Genomic DNA, 20,800 nt, shown 5'->3' on the forward strand with positions numbered 1-20,800 from the left:
TACTTTTTATGGGTGACAATGTTACTTTCTGATGCTCATTGTTGGTATTTCGTTTTCGCGCTTTTGTGAGCTTCCGCGCATTAAAATCATGTCATTGTTTTTACTTTACGCGTTTCTTTTAACTTATGTTTTTATTTTGTGCTATTTCCATTTTAACCCACAGCACCTGAGCACTGCGGGTTAAATATTCATCATTAAGCGCTATGTTTTAGTAACATAGATTTAATATGACCAATAGCTTTCGTTGGATTTAGTCCTTTAGGGCATACATTGACACAATTCATGATGCTATGACAGCGGAAGACACTAAAAGCGTCGTTCAGATCATCTAATCGTGAATCGGTTTCAGTATCACGGCTATCAATTAAGAAGCGATACGCTGCCAACAAGCCTGCAGGCCCGATAAACTTGTCCGGATTCCACCAGAAAGATGGGCAAGAAGTCGAACAACAAGCACACAAAATACACTCATATAAACCATCGAGTTTTTCACGTTGTGCAGGAGTTTGTAAATTCTCACGCGCCGGTGGATTCTTGTTATCATTAATGAGATATGGACGAATTTTTTCGTATTGGGTATAGAATTGTGTCATGTCGATAATCAGGTCACGCACAACAGGCAGACCCGGCAATGGACGAATGACAATTTTCTTCCCACCACGGATTAAAGCAGATAATGGCGTAATACATGCCAACCCGTTTTTACCGTTCATGTTCAGACCATCAGAACCGCACACCCCTTCACGACAAGAACGACGGAAGGATAATGTTGGATCTTGCTCTTTGATTTGGATTAACGCATCCAGCAACATCATGTCACGCCCTTCAGGAACTTCTAGCGTGTAATCTTGCATACGAGGTGCGTTGTCCACATCAGGATTGTAGCGATAAATCGAAAATTGTAATTTCATAGTTTATTTCTCCGCAACTGGATTAACACCACGCATTAGTAGGTACGAATTTTCGGTGGGAAGGCTTCACGCAGTTTTGGCTGCATGTTGACTTCACGACGCGTCATCGTTTCAGATTGCGGTAAATATAATGAGTGACATAACCAATTCGCATCGTCTCGCTCTGGGTAGTCAAAGCGGCTATGCGCACCACGACTTTCTGTACGGAAGTTTGCAGCTTGAGCAGTTGCATAAGCCGTTTCCATCAGGTTATCCAGTTCTAAACATTCGATACGCTGAGTATTAAATTCAGTCGAGGTATCATCAAGACGCGCATTTTGTAGACGTTCACGAATCACTTTCAGCTCTTCTAAGCCTTTCGCCATCGCATCACCTTCACGGAATACCGAGAAGTTATGCTGCATACAAGTTTGCAGTGCTTTACGGATTTCAGTTGGGTCTTCGCCAGTACGAGCACCTTCCCAACGGTTAAAGCGAGTCATCGCTGCATCGATATCAGATTCAGACGCATCACGCATTGAACCTTGTTCCATGATGGACTCTTTCAAATGCAGACCCGCTGAACGACCAAATACGACTAAGTCGAGAAGTGAGTTACCGCCTAAACGGTTAGCGCCATGTACAGATACACAGGCAATTTCACCGACAGCAAACAGACCCGGAATAACTTCATCTTCGCCGTTTTCGTTATAACGAATAGCTTGACCAGTGACTTTAGTCGGAATACCGCCCATCATGTAGTGACAAGTAGGAATAACTGGAATTGGCTCTTTGATTGGGTCAACGTGAGCAAAGGTGCGAGATAACTCAAGAATACCCGGTAAACGTGATTCCAGAACTTCTTTTCCTAAGTGATCCAGTTTCAGTTTGGCATGTGGGCCCCATGGACCATCACAACCACGACCTTCACGGATTTCAATCATAATAGAACGTGCGACAACATCACGACCCGCAAGGTCTTTTGCGTTCGGCGCATAGCGCTCCATGAAGCGTTCACCGTCTTTGTTCAACAGATAACCACCTTCACCACGGCAGCCTTCAGTGACGAGAACACCTGCACCTGCGATACCTGTTGGGTGGAATTGCCACATTTCCATATCTTGTAGTGGAACACCTGCGCGAGCAGCCATCCCTACGCCATCACCCGTATTGATGTGTGCGTTAGTAGTTGATTGGTAAATACGACCAGCACCACCGGTTGCTAAAATAGTGGCTTTCGCTTTGAAATAAACCAGCTCACCTGTTTCCATACAAATTGCAGTACAACCTACGATATCACCATCTTGGTTTTTAACTAAATCAAGGGCATACCATTCAGAAAAAATGGTTGTGTGGTTTTTTAAGTTCTGCTGATACAAAGTATGTAACAGTGCGTGGCCAGTACGGTCAGCCGCAGCCGCAGTACGTGCAGCTTGCTCACCACCGAAGTTTTTAGACTGACCACCAAATGGACGTTGATAAATACTTCCGTCATCAAGACGAGAGAATGGCAACCCCATATGCTCTAATTCGAGGATAGCCTCTGGCCCTGTTTTACACATATATTCAATCGCATCTTGGTCACCGATGTAGTCGGAACCTTTCACGGTATCGTACATGTGCCATTCCCAGTTATCAGGATGAGTATTACCTAAAGCAACAGTAATACCGCCTTGTGCTGATACAGTATGAGAACGGGTTGGGAAGACTTTTGACAGAAGTGCGCAAGATAGGCCCATCTGTGAAATTTGTAATGCGGCACGCATACCTGCGCCACCCGCACCGATAACGATAGCGTCAAACTCTCTGATTGGCAGATTCATTTATGCACCCCACACAACAATTGTTCCGTAAATTAAATAAGCCAACAGACCTACAACGATAGCCAGCTGCAATACTAAACGAATTGCTAAAGGTTTAACGTAGTCAGTCAGCACTTGCCACATGCCAATCCACGCATGGACAAGAATCGAGAACAAGGTGAGGATTGTGAATACTTTCGTCACAGAAGAGGCGAAAAAGCCACGCCAGACTTCATAGGTAATGTCGTTAATAGCAACAAAACCAACAATGTAGAGTACGTAGAGTGCGATGACAATCGCAGAACCACGGATTAATAGCCAGTCCTGGATACCAGTACGGCCTAAAGCTGAAGCATTACTTACCATACTAAAATCCCCGCCAGAATTGCTAAAATCACGGTAATGACAAATGTAATTTTTGCAGATGAGTTACCAGCAGCAAGCGTTTCATCAACACAACCGAAATCCATTAGCATATGACGAATACCACCACAGATGTGGTAAGCCAAAGCAGTCAAGATGCCCCAAAGAATGAACTTAGCAAAAAAGCCAGTCATTATTTCAGACGCGTATTGAAAACCTTCTGGAGAGGAGAGAGATGTCCCTAACAACCAAAGCAGAATACCAACTGCGATGAGAGTAATGACGCCAGAGACACGGTGCAAGATCGAAGATATTGCAGTGATCGGGAAGTGAATCGTCTGCAAATCAAGGTTGACAGGTCTTTGTTTTTTCACAATTTTGCCCACACAGCTCTTTATTATTTTCCATCCTCCGGACCTGGGGTGGAAATCAGACAGCGACAGGGGTACAAAATGCAACTTAACACAAACTCTAATCCATCATGTTTAAATAAAGTTGCATACTGATCACGCTGGGAACTCCTACTACAGGGTAATCCGGAGACCTGCCGCTAGTATAAAGTCTTCACAATGCCATTACAATTCCCACACAAAATGTTTGGAGACATTTAGCCCGAACAGTGAGAAGGATCACGATTTAAACATTTTGTATAAATGTGCTTATCTTATTTGACAATGATTCAACATTTATCTTACATATAGGTCTGGCAGAATTATCTTAACGGTGCTGTTTACCCTTCATCGGAAAAGAAAAAACGTGAATGTTGCAATGTTAAATACTCTTCAATTTGAACTATGATGGGTATTAATAACAAAAGTTATGAAAGTTGTTCCTCTTACCACAAATAATGATATTGTAGGGAAAACAACAAAAAGAACATAACATCTACACACTCATAAACAACCTAATTACATTGTCGTCGGTCTCAGATTTCAGGTTTTATGTGATAGCGAGCTGATTTCCAAAGCATACCGGTAGAACAATGCACGAAGACACAGTATAACGCTGAGCTTCTGGGTTGTTGGGTGTCGATTATCAAGCGCTAAGGAGACCGTAATGGCTGATAACAAAGCTAAGCTAACGACTGGTAGTAAGGGTGATATTGACCTAGATATTTTAAGCCCAACGATTGGTCAAGACGTTATCGATGTCCGAACTTTAGGTTCTAAAGGGTTCTTTACCTACGACCCTGGTTTTACTTCTACTGCATCCTGTGAATCAAAAATCACCTATATCGATGGTGATCAAGGCATTCTGTTGCACCGTGGTTTCCCTATCGATCAACTCGCCACTGAAGCCTCTTATCTCGAAGTTTGTTATATCCTGCTATACGGTGAAGCACCGACTCAAGAACAATATGACGTATTTAAAAATACGGTGACTCGCCATACAATGATCCATGAGCAAATTACACGCATGCTTAATGGTTTCCGCCGTGACTCACACCCGATGGCCGTTTTATGTGGTGTTACGGGGGCATTAGCCGCGTTCTATCACGATGCGTTGGATGTTAACAACCCACGTCACCGTGAAATTACGGCTTATCGCCTGCTGTCAAAAATGCCAACAGTTGCAGCGATGTGTTACAAATATTCAATTGGCCAACCTTTTGTTTATCCACGTAATGACCTGTCATACGCGGGTAATTTCTTGCACATGATGTTCTCTACACCCTGTGAAGAATACACGGTTAATCCTGTTTTAGAGCGCGCAATGGATCGTATTTTGATTCTGCACGCTGACCACGAGCAAAACGCCTCAACATCTACAGTTCGTACTGCGGGTTCATCTGGTGCAAACCCATTTGCTTGTATCGCAGCGGGTATTGCATCACTGTGGGGGCCTGCTCATGGTGGTGCTAACGAAGCTTGCTTGCGTATGTTGGAAGAAATCCAAACCGTCGAGCACATCCCAGCATTTATCGAGCGCGCTAAAGACAAAAATGACTCTTTCCGCTTAATGGGCTTCGGCCACCGTGTTTATAAAAACCATGACCCACGTGCAACAGTAATGCGTGAAACTTGCCATGAAGTTCTAAACGAACTTGGCCTGAATGACAGTTTGCTAGAAGTCGCAATGGAGCTGGAACGTATCGCATTAAACGACCCGTACTTCATTGAGAAAAAACTGTACCCGAACGTTGACTTCTATTCAGGTATCATCTTGAAAGCAATGGGTATTCCTTCTTCAATGTTTACTGTTATTTTTGCCATTGCACGTACTATTGGCTGGATTGCACATTGGAATGAAATGCACGATGACGGCTTGAAAATTGCTCGCCCTCGTCAGTTGTACACGGGTTATGATAAACGTGAATTCAACTCAGAATTAGCAAAAAAATAATATTTAATTAAATCTACCCCTACACATGCTAAGGCCTCGAATTTTCGGGGCTTTTTTCATTTTTGTTTACCGAAGTTGTTTAACTTACTGTTGTTGATATTCCCTTGGTGTCATCCCACTCATTTTACGGAAAAAACTAATAAATGCGCTATCGCTTGTTAGACCAAGTTCTTGAGTAATATAGTGATAGGGTTTTTCTTGTGCGAGTAATTCAATCGCTTTAATGTAACGCCATTGTTGACGCCATGCTTGATAATTCATTCCTGTTTCTTTAAAAAAAATCCGGGTAATCGTCTTCTCACTCGCCCCAACAGTTTGTGCTAATTGGTTTAAATTTGGAGGTAATTGTTCGATATCAACCCCTTTAAAACGCCTATCTTGCGGTAATGGTAGCAGTGTTGGCTCTAAAGTTGCACTTTGTAACTCATCGATAAATACGGGCAATAAATTAGCTAAATTCCCTTGTTGCCAATCACTATCAAATGGCGCAATCGCAATACGTTCAAGTACTTCTCTCAATAAGGATGAAATGCTTAATATCATCACTTCATTCCCTATTCTGTCAGCGTATTCTTGCGCTAAATAAACCGAACGGTAACCCACTGATGCCCGCATTTGAGCCCGATGAAGAACAAATGGTGGGATCCAAGCCACCCTTCCCGGAGGAAGTAAAGACAAACGATTTTCCAGTGAAATTCGTATACATCCTTGTTGTGTAAAAAGAAGTTGTCCCATTTCATGTTTATGAAAGCCAGAGTCATGCTGCCCCATTTTTGCTGCAATTCCCAATACTGGCGAGCGGTACCAGTGAGTTTGAAATTCATCTGTTTGATTTAGCCAAGCCATAATGTCTCTTTTTTGATATTTATAGTCTTTATTATTGTAATAAGACAATAAAAATAACACTAAACTGCCTGCCATTGAATCGTTGTATCTAATTAGACCCTTTATTTTTAGTAGATTGGCAGGAAAAAAAGTATGAAACACCCTCTTTCATTATGGCTTGCTGTTGCCTTGATGATGTTTCCACAAATTGTGGAGACCATATACAGCCCCGCACTCACTGATATCGCTAGTGCTTTCTCAGTAAATGCGGAACAAGCTTCACAAACGCTATCGCTTTATTTCTTTGCTTTTGCATTAGGCGTGGTGTTTTGGGGCCGCATGTGTGACACCTTAGGGCGCCGCCCGACTATTCTGGCGGGTTTATTGATATATGGTATTGCGTCTATTGGCGCGTTATTTGTCACACATTTTTATTTATTATTACTAATGAGAATGTTGTCAGCCTTTGGCGCTGCCGTAGGTTCAATTGGTACACAAACCGCCATGCGCGATAGCTACCAAGGCCATGAATTAGCCAAAGTTTTTTCTATTATGGGCGTTGCTTTGGCTATCAGCCCTGCTTTAGGGATGTTATCTGGTGCTGGACTCGTTAATTTTGGTGGTTATCAAACCGTTTTTATCGGCTTAGCGATTTTAGCTGTGGTGCTTTTTCTCTGGTCAATCTGTCGTTTACCCGAGACTAAGCCTAAAACCGTGACTCATATCTCATTTATTAAGACATTTTTACGCATGATCGCAGATAAAGAAATTGTTAGAAATGTGATCTTGATAGCATTTTTCAACATTAATTTATTTAGCTATTATCAGCTGGCACCATTCAGTTTTGAACAATTAATGCTCACTCAACAACAGTTTGGATTAACTGGGATTTTATTAGCACTTGGAGTCGGTTTAGGTTCGATATCAAATCGCTATTTATTGGCTAAAAAACACACATCTGAACAACTTGTTAAGCTTGCCAGCCTCATTTCATTGGTGAGTGGTTGTTTAGTTTTTGTGCTAATGGATTCAATTTGGTTTGTTTTACCCGTTATTGGCATTGTTATTGGTTATGGAATTGCGATCCCGAACATACTTGCCCATGCATTAAACCGTTATGGTGAACAAAAAGGCACCGCCGGCGCCATTTTAGGGTTATTTTACTACATCGGGCTCGCCATTGGTTTGATGGTTGCAGGTTGGAGCCAGCACTTAGGTTTAGTGTTAACTATTTCAAGTGCAGTATTGGTTTTCGCATCGTTAAAATACCGAACCCAATAGCTATTTTTATTTTTATTTTCAATAGATTATAAATATTCTAAGTATTTCGAATCACCGCTAGGCGGCAAAAGAGTGAAGCCCTAGGAGCATATATAAGTATGTGACTAGGGTTCGTGAATGCAGCCAACAACGCTTTGATGTAAAAGGCGGCAAAAATTTAATTCTCTAAATAGTTCGAGTTGTGGCTAGGCGGCGAATAAGGGTATCTTGGGGAGCATACAAAAGTATGTGACCCAAGTAGCCGAGTGAAGCCAACACAGCCACAGTTCGAAATATGGCGAGAATTTAGGCAGGGTTATCGATATCGATAAACTCCGCATCTAACCCATGTTCATCTACAAGCCACTTAGTCAGCGCTTTAATCCCATAACGTTCCGTTGCGTGATGCCCTGCACTGTAGAAATGGATCCCCATTTCCCTTGCTATATGAATGGTTTGTTCCGAAACTTCACCTGTTACAAAGGCATCAACACCAAATTCAGCCGCTTGTAGGATGAAGCCTTGCCCTCCCCCTGTACACCATGCGATTTGACGAATTTCTTCTTTTGCATTATCACCACAATGTAGGACTTTACGACCAAGGCGAGTTTCTAAACGAGACGTTAATTCTGAAGGAGTAATCGGTTGATCAAAAAAACCAAATGGCATTAATGGGTCGATTTGGCCATTTACCTGCACCCCCATAATATAGGCAAGCTGGGTATTATTACCTAATTGATGATGTGCATCTAATGGAAGGTGATAACCATACAGGTTGATATCATTCGCTAATAATGTTTTTAAGCGATTTCTCTTCATTCCTTTGATAATGGCGGGCTCATTTTTCCAAAAATAGCCATGATGAACAATGATGGCATCGGCTTTCTTTTCAACGGCAACATCCAATAATGCTTGGCAAGCTGTCACACCGGTGATGATTTTATGTACATGTGGTCGCCCTTCAACTTGCAATCCATTCGGTGCAAAATCTTGGAACTCACTAACTTTCAATTCGTCATTAATGATTTCTTCTAATCTTAAGTTATGCATTATGTTGTCCTTTTTACTGCACAGCTAAACGGTTTATCCACCAGTTTGAACGTAATTGACTGATAATCAATAAGCATAAACGGAAACATGATTTTCTTCTGTGTTATTTGAAGTATATAGAATAAAAATAGGCGGGATTAAAAACAAAACCCCCACAATTCAATATTGCAGGGGTTATTACTCACCATTAAGCACTAAATTAACGATGGCCTTCTAGGGTTGTTTCTGAACGTTCTAGCCAAACAGGTTTATCACTGGTTTTTGCCCAAACCTTATGTAAATGACTATAAAACTTTGCTCTTTTTGGATAAAAAACCATAACCGGAAACGCAATAATGCCAGCTGTTACAGCAGCAGTGCGGCGTGCAAGTACCTGATTACGGGAATATTCGCGATATGTGGACATCGGTATCCTCCTTCAGTTGCCACTTTATTTGTCGATTCCAGCTTTGCTCTATCATTCCCCATTAACACACATTTCCCATTAACACAGTAGTAAAGAGCGACTAAAACCGGACAGATAATATGAAATATATTGACTGTAGATAGGATATCGCAAATTGTGTAATAAAACTACTCATCTGACCACTTAATCTGTAAATTTTTCTAAAAAATCTGCTCATTCCGTATTTTTATTACATTTTTTAACCAATCAATGTTTTAATTATACATTTAAATCACAATAATTTAACAAACAAGGCCGTACGCCGCTTTCTCTATTAAGCTCTCTATTTTTGCTAAATAAACAGCCATTTTTATACTTTTTTTACACCCTACCCGTGCTTTTTATCAGCTTCTTTACAGCGAACTCTTTAGCCTTATCACATGGAAATAATAAGGAGAAAATACTGTGTCATTACTTTCCATTATTGGGGCAGTTCTCGTTGTTTTACTGCTGACGTATCTGATTTATGCCCTGCTTAACGCGGAGGATTTCTGATATGACTACCACCACATTGCTATTTTTAGGTAGTTTTTTACTGTTCTTATTCATCTTAGCAAAGCCTTTAGGCAATGCTATTGCTCGGTTAATCGACAATGATATACCTCATCGGTTAGCAAGCAGTGAGTCCTTACTTTGGCGTTTAACCGGAGTCAAACAGCCAGGAAGAGACATGGCTGAGATGAATTGGAAACAATATGCCTTAGCGATTGTATTATTTAATCTTTTAGGTTTTATTTTATTATTCGTTATCTTAATCTGCCAAGGCCGTTTGCCCCTTAACCCTCAACACTTTGAAGGGATGAGCTGGGATTTAGCCTTTAATACCGCCGTTAGTTTCATTACTAATACTAACTGGCAAGCTTATAGCGGCGAAAATACATTAAGTTATTTGAGCCAAATGGCCGGGTTGACGGTACAAAACTTCCTTTCCGCGGCAACAGGTATTGCCGTTGCTTTCGCAATTATTCGCGCTTTTTCACACCATGGTAGTAAAACTGTCGGTAATGCGTGGTTAGATATTTACCGAATTACGGTGTATTTACTCTTTCCTTTAGCGATTATTTTTGCATTATTTTTTGTCAGCCAAGGGGTTATTCAAAATTATTCCAGTTATTTACTTATTCACCCTTTAGATAACAGTGAACAACTATTGCCGATGGGGCCAGTAGCTTCCCAAGAAGCGATAAAATTGCTCGGCACCAATGGTGGCGGCTTCTTTGGCGCTAACTCATCACATCCTTTTGAAAACCCAACCGCACTGAGTAATTTTGTGCAAATGTTTGCTATTTTCCTGATCCCTACTGCACTTTGCTTTGCTTTTGGTCGTGCAGTTGGTAACAACAAACAAGGCCATACTTTACTCTGGGTTATGGGGATCATTTTTGTGGTTGCCGCCATCGTTGTGGTTAAGGCTGAATATGTGGGAAACCCATTTTTAACCGAACTACATGCCACTAGCTCTGCCAATATGGAAGGAAAAGAGAGCCGCTTTGGGATTGTTGGTTCCGCTTTGTTTGCTGTCGTTACCACTGCCGCATCTTGCGGAGCAGTTAACGCCATGCATGACTCCTTTACCGCAATGGGCGGAATGGTACCGATGTGGTTAATGCAAATTGGTGAAGTGGTCTTTGGTGGCGTTGGTTCCGGCTTATACGGTATGTTGCTGTTTGTGCTACTCGCTGTCTTCCTTGCTGGACTTATGATTGGTCGTACGCCTGAATACCTCGGTAAAAAAATCGAAGTTCGAGAAATGAAAATGGTGGCACTGGCGATTTTAGTCACCCCAACCTTAGTGCTACTTGGTACCACTCTTTCATTAATAACCGAAGCGGGCCGTGCAGGAATTTTAAACTCTGGAGCGCATGGGTTTAGTGAAGTGTTATACGCCTTTTCTTCTGCGGCTAATAATAACGGTAGCGCTTTTGCTGGGCTCAGCGCTAACACTCCGTTTTACAATGTGCTACTTGCCATTACGATGTTTATAGGCCGCTTTGGTGTCATTCTTCCTGTCTTGGCTATCGCAGGTTCCATGGCCAATAAGAAACCCCAAGCCAAAAGCCATGCCACATTGCCGACAACTGGCCCATTATTTATTGGCTTACTGGTTTTCACCGTACTTCTCATTGGCGCACTGACCTTTGTACCCGCTCTTGCATTAGGCCCTATCGCTGAGCAATTACACATTGGTTTTGCCGGATAATGAGGAAAAAAAAATGAAAAACAAACAAACTAAATTATTCAATAATCAATTAATTAAACAATCCATTATTGAATCTATCAAAAAATGTACACCACAAGCACAATGGCGTAACCCAGTCATGTTTGTAGTTTTTATTGGCAGTATTATCACCACGTTACTCTGGTTAGCGATGGTAACGGGTTACACACAAGGCAGTGCTTGGTTCAGCGGAATGATCACCCTTTGGCTGTGGTTCACGGTTATTTTTGCCAACTTTGCAGAAGCGCTTGCTGAAGGGCGAAGTAAAGCACAAGCTCAAAGCTTAAAAGGCGTAAAGCAACAAAGTAGCGCAACGCGGCTAGCGTCTGCCTCATTGGAGGCGAACCAAGATATCGTGAGTTCAGATCAGTTACGTAAAGGCGATATTGTGTTGATCCGTGCCGGAGAAACCATTCCTTGCGATGGCGAAGTCATCGAAGGTGGTGCTTCCGTGGATGAAAGTGCCATCACGGGGGAATCCGCTCCCGTGATCCGCGAATCTGGTGGTGATTTCTCTTCAGTGACAGGCGGAACTCGCGTACTTTCCGATTGGCTGATAGTCGAGTGTACCGTCAATCCCGGTGAAACCTTCTTAGATAGAATGATTTCCATGGTTGAAGGCGCACAACGCCGTAAAACCCCCAATGAAATCGCGCTCACTATTTTATTAACTGCACTGACTATTATCTTTGTGTTAGTTTGTGCCACCTTGTACCCATTCACCGTTTTTGCCGCAGAGCATGCAGGCGCAGGCAGTGCCGTTTCTATTTTAGTGTTAATAGCGTTATTAGTGTGCTTAATTCCAACAACCATCGGTGGCTTACTTTCATCTATTGGTGTGGCAGGGATGAGCCGCATGCTAGGAGCAAATGTAATTGCCACCAGCGGCCGTGCTGTAGAGGCAGCAGGTGATGTCGACGTTCTATTACTTGATAAAACGGGGACCATTACACTGGGAAACCGCCAAGCCTCTGAATTTTTACCGCTAACAGGTATTACAGAGCAGCAACTGGCGGATGCCGCACAACTATCGTCTTTAGCGGATGAAACCCCAGAAGGACGCAGTATTGTGGTCTTGGCAAAACAAAAATTTAATTTACGTGAAAGAGATATTCATGCCCTGAATGCAACTTTTGTTCCTTTCTCCGCAATGACACGTATGAGTGGTGTCAATATTGGCGAGCGAATGATCCGCAAGGGCTCTGCGGATGCCATCCGCCGTTATATCGAAGCCAATCACAGTAAATTTCCTGTCGAAGCGGATCAACTGGTCGAAAAAGTGGCCCATTTAGGCGGAACGCCACTTGTGGTGGTTGATAATAAAACGGTTTTAGGTGTCGTAGCATTAAAAGATATCGTCAAAGGGGGCATGAAAGAACGCTTCGCCCAAATGCGTAGTATGGGCATCAAAACGGTGATGATCACCGGAGATAACCATTTAACAGCAGCCGCAATTGCAGCCGAAGCAGGCGTCGATGATTTTCTTGCAGAAGCGACACCAGAAGCCAAACTAGCGTTGATCCGCCAATATCAATCTGAGGGTCGCTTAGTTGCTATGACCGGTGACGGCACCAACGATGCGCCAGCACTCGCGCAAGCGGATGTCGCAGTCGCAATGAACTCAGGTACCCAAGCCGCAAAAGAAGCCGGTAACATGGTGGATTTAGACTCCAACCCAACCAAACTGATTGAAGTGGTGCATATTGGTAAACAAATGCTAATGACCCGTGGCTCATTAACCACCTTCAGTATTGCTAATGATATTGCTAAATATTTTGCCATTATCCCTGCCGCTTTTGCCGTAACATGGCCACAGTTAAATGCGTTAAATATTATGCAATTACATTCACCCGCATCCGCTATCCTTTCTGCCGTTATCTTCAACGCATTGATTATTATCTTCTTGATCCCCCTCGCCATTAAAGGGGTCAACTATCGCCCAATGAGCTCTCAATCATTATTGCAACGTAATTTAGGCATATATGGCTTAGGCGGGTTAATTGTGCCATTTGTTGGGATCAAACTGATTGATCTGCTTATTAGTCTCTTTGGAATATAAGGAATTGATTATGAATATGATCCGTTCGTCGATGATTATGTTATTTATACTCACCATTTTTACAGGTATTGCTTACCCATTAATGGTGACTGGCCTCGCTAATATTTTTTTTCCATGGCAGGCTCACGGTTCTTTACTCACACAAGATGAGCGCATTGTTGGTTCTGCCTTAATCGGGCAAAATGTGGGTAATATTCGCTATTTTCACGGTCGCCCCTCAGCAACTGTCGATATCCCCTACAATACCTTAGCTTCTGGTGGAAGTAATTTGGCTGTCAGTAACCCATTATTACAACAAACGATGGCAGAGCGTAGCGAACAACTGCGCGCAGAGAACCCCGATGCAGGTAATGCCATCCCAGTAGATTTACTCACGTCTTCCGCCAGTGGCTTAGACCCCAATATTTCTATTGATGCAGCGTTATACCAAGCTCCACGTATTGCAAAAAGCAGGCAAATTCCATTAGATACAGTAAAATCATTGATAGAAACGCATACTGAACAGGCATTGTTGCCCTTTTTAGGTGAACCCGTCATTAATGTGCTAAAACTGAACTTAGCACTTGATGAATATCAACAACAAATAAACAGTCAAACTCACTAGGGGCTGTGATGGACAATCAAGAACCTATTCGCCCTAACCCTGATGAACTCTTGGTCAAAGCCAATGAAATTGGGCGTGGCAAATTAAAGATTTTTTTCGGTGCCTGTGCTGGTGTTGGAAAAACGTATGCCATGCTGCAAGAAGCACAGAGACTCAGAGCTCAAGGGCTAGATGTGCTGATTGGCGTAGTAGAAACCCATGAAAGAGAAGAAACGGCCGCGCTACTTGACGGCCTTTCTCTGTTGCCACCTAGGCGCATAACTCATCACGGTCGCCGCCTAAATGGTTTCGATATTGACGCAGCAATTGCTAGGCATCCAGCCATAATTTTAATGGATGAATTAGCATTTAGTAACCCCCATGGCAGCCGCCACCCTAAACGTTGGCAAGATGTCGAAGAACTCCTTGATGCCGGAATTGACGTACTGACAACCATCAACGTTCAACACATTGAAAGCCTGAATGACATCGTGGGAAGTATTACAGGTATTCGCGTACGTGAAACAGTTCCAGATCATATTTTTGATGCAGCTGATGAGGTGGTATTAGTTGATCTTCCTCCTGACGACCTACGACAACGCCTTAAAGAAGGCAAAGTGTATATACCGGGGCAAGCCGAACGCGCTATTGAGCATTTTTTCCGCAAAGGAAACTTAATTGCACTGCGTGAGCTGGCTCTTCGGCGTACTGCTGACCGGGTTGATGACCAGATGCGTGAATTTCGTGATGGTAAAGGCCAAGCCCCCGTATGGCACACTCGCGATGGGCTCTTGCTATGCATTGGCCATAATACCGGAAATGAAAAATTAGTCCGTACTGCCGCACGACTTGCTGCAAAATTCGGTAGTGTCTGGCATGCTGTTTATGTTGAAACTCCCTCACTTCATCAGCTACCTGAAACCCAGCGTAGAGCTATCTTAAAAGCGTTGCGTCTTGCTCAAGACTTAGGTGCAGAAACAGCAACTTTATCCGACCCTTCGGAAGAAAAAGCGATATTACGTTATGCCCGAGAACATAATTTAGGGAAGATATTGATTGGTCGGCGTAATAAAGTAAACAAATGGTTTAAGCTCAATTTACGTCCCGGTTTTGCCGATCGTCTTGGTAAGCTCGGCCCTGATCTGGATTTAGTGATCGTCGCACTTGAAGAGAAAAGTGAGTGGGACAAAGAACCAGAAAGAAAGCCGTTCTCTGAAAAATGGCGATCGGATATGAATGGCTATTTAATGGCTATTGTGATGTGTGCTGCTATCACCTTATTTTCGCGCACCTTTTTATTGGCCCTCGATAAAGCCAACCTCGTGACACTCTATCTATTAGGTGTCGTGTTAATCGCATTATTTTATGGCCGACGCCCCTCTGTCTTCGCCGCTCTGGTCAACGTGATCAGTTTTGACCTGTTCTTTGTTCAACCCCATTTCTCCCTTGCTATCATGGATATGCAATATTTAGTCACGTTTACAGTGATGCTAATTGTGGGGGTTGTTGTGGGGAATTTAACTGCAGGTATGCGCTACCAAGCTCGTATCGCTCGGTATCGAGAGCAGCGAACACGTCACCTATATGAAATGACAAAAGAATTAGGACAAGCTATCACGACTGATGATATTGGGAGAACTGGGTACCATTTCCTTAATAATGCATTTCAAGCCAAAAGCTGCTTACTGCTCCCCGATGAAAACGACCAGTTATCACCATTAAAATGTGAAGGCCACAGTGAAATGCTGATTGATAAAGCCATTGCTAAATGGTGTTTTGATAAGCGGCAACCCGCCGGTGCTGGTACGGATACACTACCAAGCGTTCCCTATCAATTGCAACCTATCATCACTGCCGATCAAACCCTTGCCGTTCTTGCCATTGAACCAAGAAACATGCGCCAGTTATTGATCCCAGAACAGCAACGCATGCTGCAAACCTTTACAGGACTGATTGCGAGTGCTCTTGCACGTCTGCAGCTGACAAAACAAGCTGAATCAGCCAAATTAGATATTGAACGAGAACAACTAAGAAACTCCTTACTTGCCGCACTGTCTCATGACCTAAAAACACCGCTCACCGTTTTATTCGGCCAAACCGAAATCTTAATGTTGAATTTGTCTGCGGAAAAATCACCACTAACAGAACAAGTGAACCAAATGCGCCAGCAAGTACTTAGCACTTCGCGCTTGGTGAATAATTTACTGGATATGGCTCGCTTACAATCTGGCAGTATTCAGCCCAATTTAGCGTGGGAATCACTGCAAGAAATTACCAGTAGTGCTGTTAGAACCTTAGATTACACCTTACACAGCCATCCTTTAGAAATTGATATTCCAGCAGACTTACTACTTTATTGTGATGCTAACTTGATTGAACGGGTGCTAATCAACCTATTAGAAAATGCCGTAAAATACAGTCATGACGATACCCCGATTGGTATTCGAGCTACAGTTGAAGGGCAAAAAATTCATATTGAAATATGGGATGCCAGCAATGCGATTCCAAACGGACAAGAAAAAACCATTTTTGATAAATTTTCTCGGGCGCAAAAAGAGTCCGCAATTCCAGGAGTTGGCTTAGGGCTCGCCATTTGTCGTGCTATTATTCAGTTACATGAAGGCGAAATTTGGGCGCAAAATAATAATAAAGGTGGAGCGAGTTTCCATTTTGTCTTACCTTTAAAGCAACTACCTGATATCGAAGTAGAAACATAAAAGGATTAACAATATTGTGAGTACTAGCCATCAAATTCTGGTTGTTGAAGATGAAAAAGAAATCCGCCGCTTTGTTCGTTTAGCGCTGGAAGGTGAAGGCTGGAAGGTATTTGAGGCGGAAAATTACCAACGCGGCCTCATTGAATCCGGTACGCGACAACCTGATTTGTTAATTTTAGACCTTGGCTTACCCGATGGTGATGGGCTTGATTTAATTCGTGATCTACGTCAGTGGAGTAGTATTCCGATTATTGTTTTATCCGCTCGTGAAGAAGAATCACAAAAAGTGGCAGCATTGGATGCAGGTGCTGATGATTACCTCACAAAACCCTTCGGAATTAGTGAGTTACTGGCTCGAGTTAGAGTGGCTTTACGGCGCTTCGGCAAAGCCACTCAAGAAAACTCAAAATGCCAGTTTGGGGATATTACCATCGACTTTATTAATCGTGTCGTGACCAAACAAAATGAAGAACTTCATCTAACCCCGATTGAATTTCGTTTACTCAGTGAACTCGTGGCTAACAGCGGTAAAGTATTAACTCAGAGGCACTTATTACTGCAAGTCTGGGGGCCTAATTATGTGGAACATAATCATTACTTACGCATCTACATGGGCCATCTACGGCAAAAATTAGAAAATGACCCAGCACGCCCTATTCACTTATTAACCGAAACAGGAATTGGTTATCGGTTTATGCCTTAACAGATGACCATTTATTGAATTCTAGGAATCTTACCGATAGTTTAAATTAAAAGACTGCTTATAATTTACTCACCTTTTTTCTATGGAGAGAAATTCGTGCAATCACTCACAGCCCAACTATCAAACCGTTTTTCATCTGCTTTAGTCCTTTTTTTAAGTGTTTTTGTGACTACTCAAGCCCTTGCGTTAAGCCCTGAAGAAAAAATGCGTACTGAATCATTATTAGCTGAGCTTGGTAAACAACAAAACCTTACTTTTACACGTAATGGCACTGAATATTCTGCCGCTGACGCAGAATCTCATTTGCGATTAAAACTGCGTAAAACAGAAAAACGTCTCAAAACTGTAGAACAATTTATTGATAACGTAGCTTCAAAATCGTCCATTACTGGCGAAGAGTACCAAGTCAAAGATGCTCAAGGTAATGTGACTTCCGCGAATGAATATCTGCATGAATTATTAAAAGAAAAAGTGGATAACAAACACGAGTAGGTTCTGTAGGCTTTGTAGATTACTATAAAAAACGCTGACATTTATTTGTCAGCGTTTTTTGTGCTAATACTCGATCTGGCCCCTAAATAATTTGTACCACAGGTAGGCGGCAAATTAAGTTATCCCGTGAGCATACATAAGTATGTGACTCGGGTAACTTAATGAAGCCAACACCCCTGTGGTGCAAAGTATGACGGGGACATCAAATTAAGAATTTTCGAGTTTCGCCCAAGTATCACGCAACCCCACAGTCCGGTTAAAGACTAAATGTTCTGCACTACTTAACTTGTTATCCGCACAGAAATAGCCTTCGCGTTCAAACTGATACGCTTTTTCTGCCACGGCATTTTTCAGGCTCGGCTCAACAAAACCTTGACGAATAACCAGTGAATCTGGATTGATAACCGATAAGAAATCGTCTTCTGCACCTGGGTTTGGCACAGTGAATAAACGGTCATACAGACGAATTTCTGCAGGTAATGCGTGAGCGACACTTACCCAATGAATAACGCCTTTCACTTTACGGCCATCTGCTGGGTCTTTATTTAATGTGCCTGCATCATAAGTACAGTAGATGGTTGTGATGTTACCATCTGCGTCTTTTTCAACACGCTCTGCTTTAATAATGTATGCATTACGCAAACGAACTTCTTTGCCTAATACTAAACGCTTATATTGGCGGTTCGCTTCCTCACGGAAATCTGCACGGTCGATATAAATTTCATTGCTAAATGGCACTTGGCGCGTTCCCATCTCCGGTTTATTTGGATGGTTTGGCGCTGTTAAAATCTCTTCACCCGCTGGCATGTTTTCAATCACCACACGAACTGGGTCAATAACCGCCATAGCACGTGGTGCTGACTCATTCAGATCATCACGAATACAAGACTCTAAAGAGGCCATTTCAACGTTGTTGTCTTGTTTTGTCACACCAATACGTTGGCAAAATTCACGGATAGAGGCTGCAGTATAACCACGACGGCGTAAGCCTGATATGGTTAACATACGAGGGTCATCCCAACCATGCACGTGTTTTTCAGTGACTAATTGGTTTAATTTACGCTTAGACATCACCGTGTATTCCAAATTCAGACGAGAAAACTCGTACTGACGTGGATGGCAATCAATGGTGATATTGTCTAATACCCAATCATATAAACGACGGTTGTCTTGGAATTCTAAGGTACATAAAGAGTGTGTAATACCTTCTAATGCATCAGAAATACAATGCGTGAAGTCATACATTGGGTAAATGCACCATTTATTGCCAGATTGGTGATGTTCCGCAAATTTAATGCGATATAAAACCGGGTCGCGCATCACCATAAATGGGGATGCCATATCGATTTTCGCACGTAAACACGCTTTTCCTTCTTCGAAGCCACCCGCACGCATTTTTTCGAATAATGCTAAGTTATCTTCAATAAGGCGCTCACGGTATGGGCTATTTTTACCCGGCTCTTTCAATGTTCCACGATATTCGCGAATTTGATCTGGGCTGAGCTCGTCAACATAGGCTAAGCCTTTTTTGATCAGCTCAATTGCATATTGATACAAGGTATCAAAGTAGTCAGAGGAATAGCGAACATTACCGCTCCACTCAAAACCAAGCCATTTAACATCTTCTTGAATCGAGTTAACGTATTCGACATCTTCTTTTACAGGGTTTGTATCATCAAAACGCAAATTACATTGGCCTTGATAATCCTTGGCAATGCCAAAATTCAAGCAGATTGATTTCGCATGACCAATATGTAAATAACCATTCGGTTCAGGTGGAAAACGCGTATGCACTGACGTGTGTTTTCCGGTCGCCAGATCTTCATCTATGATCTGACGGATAAAATTTGTTGGGCGAGCATCTGCCTCATTCATTGTCATCATTCCTCAATGCCAAAAGCGCGCTAAAAGCGTGTAGTAACTAAATATATTCTACCATAATCAATCAGGAAACAACCGTTTGATTGCGCCAAGTGCGGCAAAAGCGATGATCAGAAGGAATTTAGGACAAAAACCTCATTTTTGCCTACCGAAATACGCGATTTTAAACCAGTAACATAACAGCTAAAACCACGAGTAACAGTAGTGGATAACTTTGGGCATGACGTTTATCGCTAAGGTAAGGCATTAATAAAGAAGCAAAACGTATCCCTAGCCACGATGTCACAATTAAAATTAATGCCCCTTTGATATAGATCATCCCCAGAAAGCCCGATCCGAGGTCAATGTGTTTATCAATAGCGAAATAAAAATAGGTTAATGTACCCGTGATCGCCATTGGTAATGTCAATGGATTCGCAAAGGCAGCGGCTTGGATCATACTGGCACCACGGCGCCGCATTAATGGAACAGTCATCACACTGCCACCAACACCTAAAAATGCCGCTACCGCGCCAATCACCACACCAATCGGAGTATCTGCAAAAATACCACCACGAGAGAGTTGTATCCCCGTAGATTCTGTCTTCATAAAACCGGGACGAATAAAACAATCTAAAATAGTGATGATGAGATAGCCAATAAATATCCAACGAATTAATGCATTATCTACCGATAACGCCACAATCGCCCCAAATATCCCCCCCACTGAAATAGGGATAATAAATGGCTTTATAATTGGCCAGCTGAGATTTCCTTTTAAATAATGAGCGCGACTTGATAATGTTGATGAAAAAATCATCACGCAAGTGGATGTTGCCACCGCGATTTGCATCGCCACAGTTCCTGCATCGCTTTGTGGCCCCCATACTAAGGTAATTAGCGCATATAACAGTGGAACGGTGATAAAGCCGCCACCAAAACCAAATAGTGCGGTGGTGATCCCCGAAATAAAGCCAAATAAGCACAGAAGCAGTTCCACAGAAAATTCCTCATCAGTCATTGAGAAAATATCTTATCGATGAAAAAAGCCCCTTGCTTATGCAGATTTGACAACCTTGTTTGAGATTTCGCCAATGTTATTAATAAATGCAATTTTTTAATACGAAAAATAGAGTGTTTTTACACTCTATTTTTAACGTATTATTCATAACTACCTTTCATACTAGTCA

General features: G+C 42.4%; 18 protein-coding genes. 9 read left to right on the forward strand and 9 right to left on the reverse strand.

Annotated features, from left to right (window positions below; translation table 11 throughout):
- Window positions 1–194 precede the first annotated feature (194 nt).
- Genes ACU696_RS17670 through sdhC form a run of 4 tightly spaced genes read right to left on the reverse strand, consistent with a single transcriptional unit; the run spans window position 195 to window position 3,441 of the window.
- Window positions 195–911: a succinate dehydrogenase iron-sulfur subunit gene (locus tag ACU696_RS17670; RefSeq protein ID WP_004256824.1), complete on the reverse strand. Its 717-nt coding sequence runs from the start codon at window positions 909–911 to the stop codon at window positions 195–197.
- 35 nt (window positions 912–946) lie between these two features.
- On the reverse strand, window positions 947–2,713 hold the full coding sequence (sdhA, locus tag ACU696_RS17675) for a succinate dehydrogenase flavoprotein subunit (RefSeq protein WP_004909067.1): 1,767 nt from the start codon (window positions 2,711–2,713) through the stop codon (window positions 947–949).
- On the reverse strand, window positions 2,714–3,058 hold the full coding sequence (gene sdhD / locus ACU696_RS17680) for a succinate dehydrogenase membrane anchor subunit (protein ID WP_004909064.1): 345 nt from the start codon (window positions 3,056–3,058) through the stop codon (window positions 2,714–2,716).
- Entirely contained in the window at window positions 3,052–3,441 is a 390-nt protein-coding gene (gene sdhC, locus ACU696_RS17685) for a succinate dehydrogenase cytochrome b556 subunit (protein ID WP_004909059.1), read from the reverse strand. Before sdhC ends, sdhD begins: the two co-directional genes overlap by 7 nt.
- Window positions 3,442–4,111: 670 nt before the next feature.
- On the opposite strand from sdhC, the gene ACU696_RS17690 reads away from it, so the two are divergent.
- Window positions 4,112–5,398, forward strand: coding sequence for a citrate synthase (locus ACU696_RS17690; protein WP_004909058.1), 1,287 nt, complete (start codon window positions 4,112–4,114; stop codon window positions 5,396–5,398).
- Between the two features lie 84 nt (window positions 5,399–5,482).
- On the opposite strand, the gene ACU696_RS17695 is transcribed toward ACU696_RS17690, so the two are convergent.
- The gene (locus ACU696_RS17695) at window positions 5,483–6,244 is read right to left on the reverse strand and encodes an AraC family transcriptional regulator (RefSeq protein WP_117162219.1); all 762 of its coding nucleotides are present in this window, start codon (window positions 6,242–6,244) and stop codon (window positions 5,483–5,485) included.
- 132 nt (window positions 6,245–6,376) lie between these two features.
- On the opposite strand from ACU696_RS17695, the gene ACU696_RS17700 reads away from it, so the two are divergent.
- Complete coding sequence (locus ACU696_RS17700) at window positions 6,377–7,504, forward strand: multidrug effflux MFS transporter (RefSeq protein WP_117162193.1); 1,128 nt, start codon at window positions 6,377–6,379, stop codon at window positions 7,502–7,504.
- Between the two features lie 285 nt (window positions 7,505–7,789).
- Here ACU696_RS17700 and ACU696_RS17705 read toward each other — a convergent pair whose 3' ends face one another.
- Both ACU696_RS17705 and ACU696_RS17710 read right to left on the reverse strand, forming a co-directional pair.
- Complete coding sequence (locus ACU696_RS17705; RefSeq protein ID WP_004909053.1) at window positions 7,790–8,533, reverse strand: type 2 GTP cyclohydrolase I; 744 nt, start codon at window positions 8,531–8,533, stop codon at window positions 7,790–7,792.
- 199 nt (window positions 8,534–8,732) lie between these two features.
- Window positions 8,733–8,939, reverse strand: a complete 207-nt coding sequence (locus ACU696_RS17710) for a YbfA family protein (protein WP_004909050.1) — start codon at window positions 8,937–8,939, stop codon at window positions 8,733–8,735.
- A gap of 444 nt (window positions 8,940–9,383) precedes the next feature.
- Between ACU696_RS17710 and kdpF the strand changes: the two genes are divergently transcribed.
- The 7 genes from kdpF to ACU696_RS17745 all read left to right on the forward strand — a co-directional run bounded on the left by kdpF (window position 9,384) and on the right by ACU696_RS17745 (window position 17,750).
- On the forward strand, window positions 9,384–9,473 hold the full coding sequence (gene kdpF / locus ACU696_RS17715) for a K(+)-transporting ATPase subunit F (protein WP_071524535.1): 90 nt from the start codon (window positions 9,384–9,386) through the stop codon (window positions 9,471–9,473).
- A gap of 1 nt (window position 9,474) precedes the next feature.
- Window positions 9,475–11,178, forward strand: coding sequence for a potassium-transporting ATPase subunit KdpA (gene kdpA / locus ACU696_RS17720; RefSeq protein WP_209101170.1), 1,704 nt, complete (start codon window positions 9,475–9,477; stop codon window positions 11,176–11,178).
- Between the two features lie 13 nt (window positions 11,179–11,191).
- Window positions 11,192–13,255 (forward strand): potassium-transporting ATPase subunit KdpB, encoded by a 2,064-nt coding sequence (gene kdpB / locus ACU696_RS17725; RefSeq protein WP_109912832.1) that lies wholly within the window; start codon window positions 11,192–11,194, stop codon window positions 13,253–13,255.
- Window positions 13,256–13,265: 10 nt separating this feature from the next.
- A complete protein-coding gene (kdpC, locus tag ACU696_RS17730; RefSeq protein ID WP_109912833.1) occupies window positions 13,266–13,859 on the forward strand; it encodes a potassium-transporting ATPase subunit KdpC in 594 nt (197 codons plus the stop codon).
- An 8-nt stretch (window positions 13,860–13,867) separates the two neighbouring features.
- A complete protein-coding gene (kdpD, locus tag ACU696_RS17735) occupies window positions 13,868–16,555 on the forward strand; it encodes a two-component system sensor histidine kinase KdpD (RefSeq protein ID WP_109912834.1) in 2,688 nt (895 codons plus the stop codon).
- Window positions 16,556–16,571: 16 nt separating this feature from the next.
- Complete coding sequence (kdpE, locus tag ACU696_RS17740) at window positions 16,572–17,258, forward strand: two-component system response regulator KdpE (protein ID WP_004909034.1); 687 nt, start codon at window positions 16,572–16,574, stop codon at window positions 17,256–17,258.
- A gap of 96 nt (window positions 17,259–17,354) precedes the next feature.
- Window positions 17,355–17,750 carry a DUF5329 family protein gene (locus ACU696_RS17745; RefSeq protein ID WP_209101162.1) on the forward strand — a complete coding sequence of 132 codons (396 nt, stop codon included), beginning with the start codon at window positions 17,355–17,357 and terminating at the stop codon, window positions 17,748–17,750.
- 207 nt (window positions 17,751–17,957) lie between these two features.
- On the opposite strand, the gene glnS is transcribed toward ACU696_RS17745, so the two are convergent.
- A complete protein-coding gene (gene glnS, locus ACU696_RS17750) occupies window positions 17,958–19,625 on the reverse strand; it encodes a glutamine--tRNA ligase (RefSeq protein WP_004909016.1) in 1,668 nt (555 codons plus the stop codon).
- A 169-nt stretch (window positions 19,626–19,794) separates the two neighbouring features.
- Window positions 19,795–20,610 (reverse strand): sulfite exporter TauE/SafE family protein, encoded by an 816-nt coding sequence (locus ACU696_RS17755; protein ID WP_110732271.1) that lies wholly within the window; start codon window positions 20,608–20,610, stop codon window positions 19,795–19,797.
- Window positions 20,611–20,800: the final 190 nt, after the last annotated feature.

The organism is Providencia sp. PROV_01 (assembly GCF_053098325.1).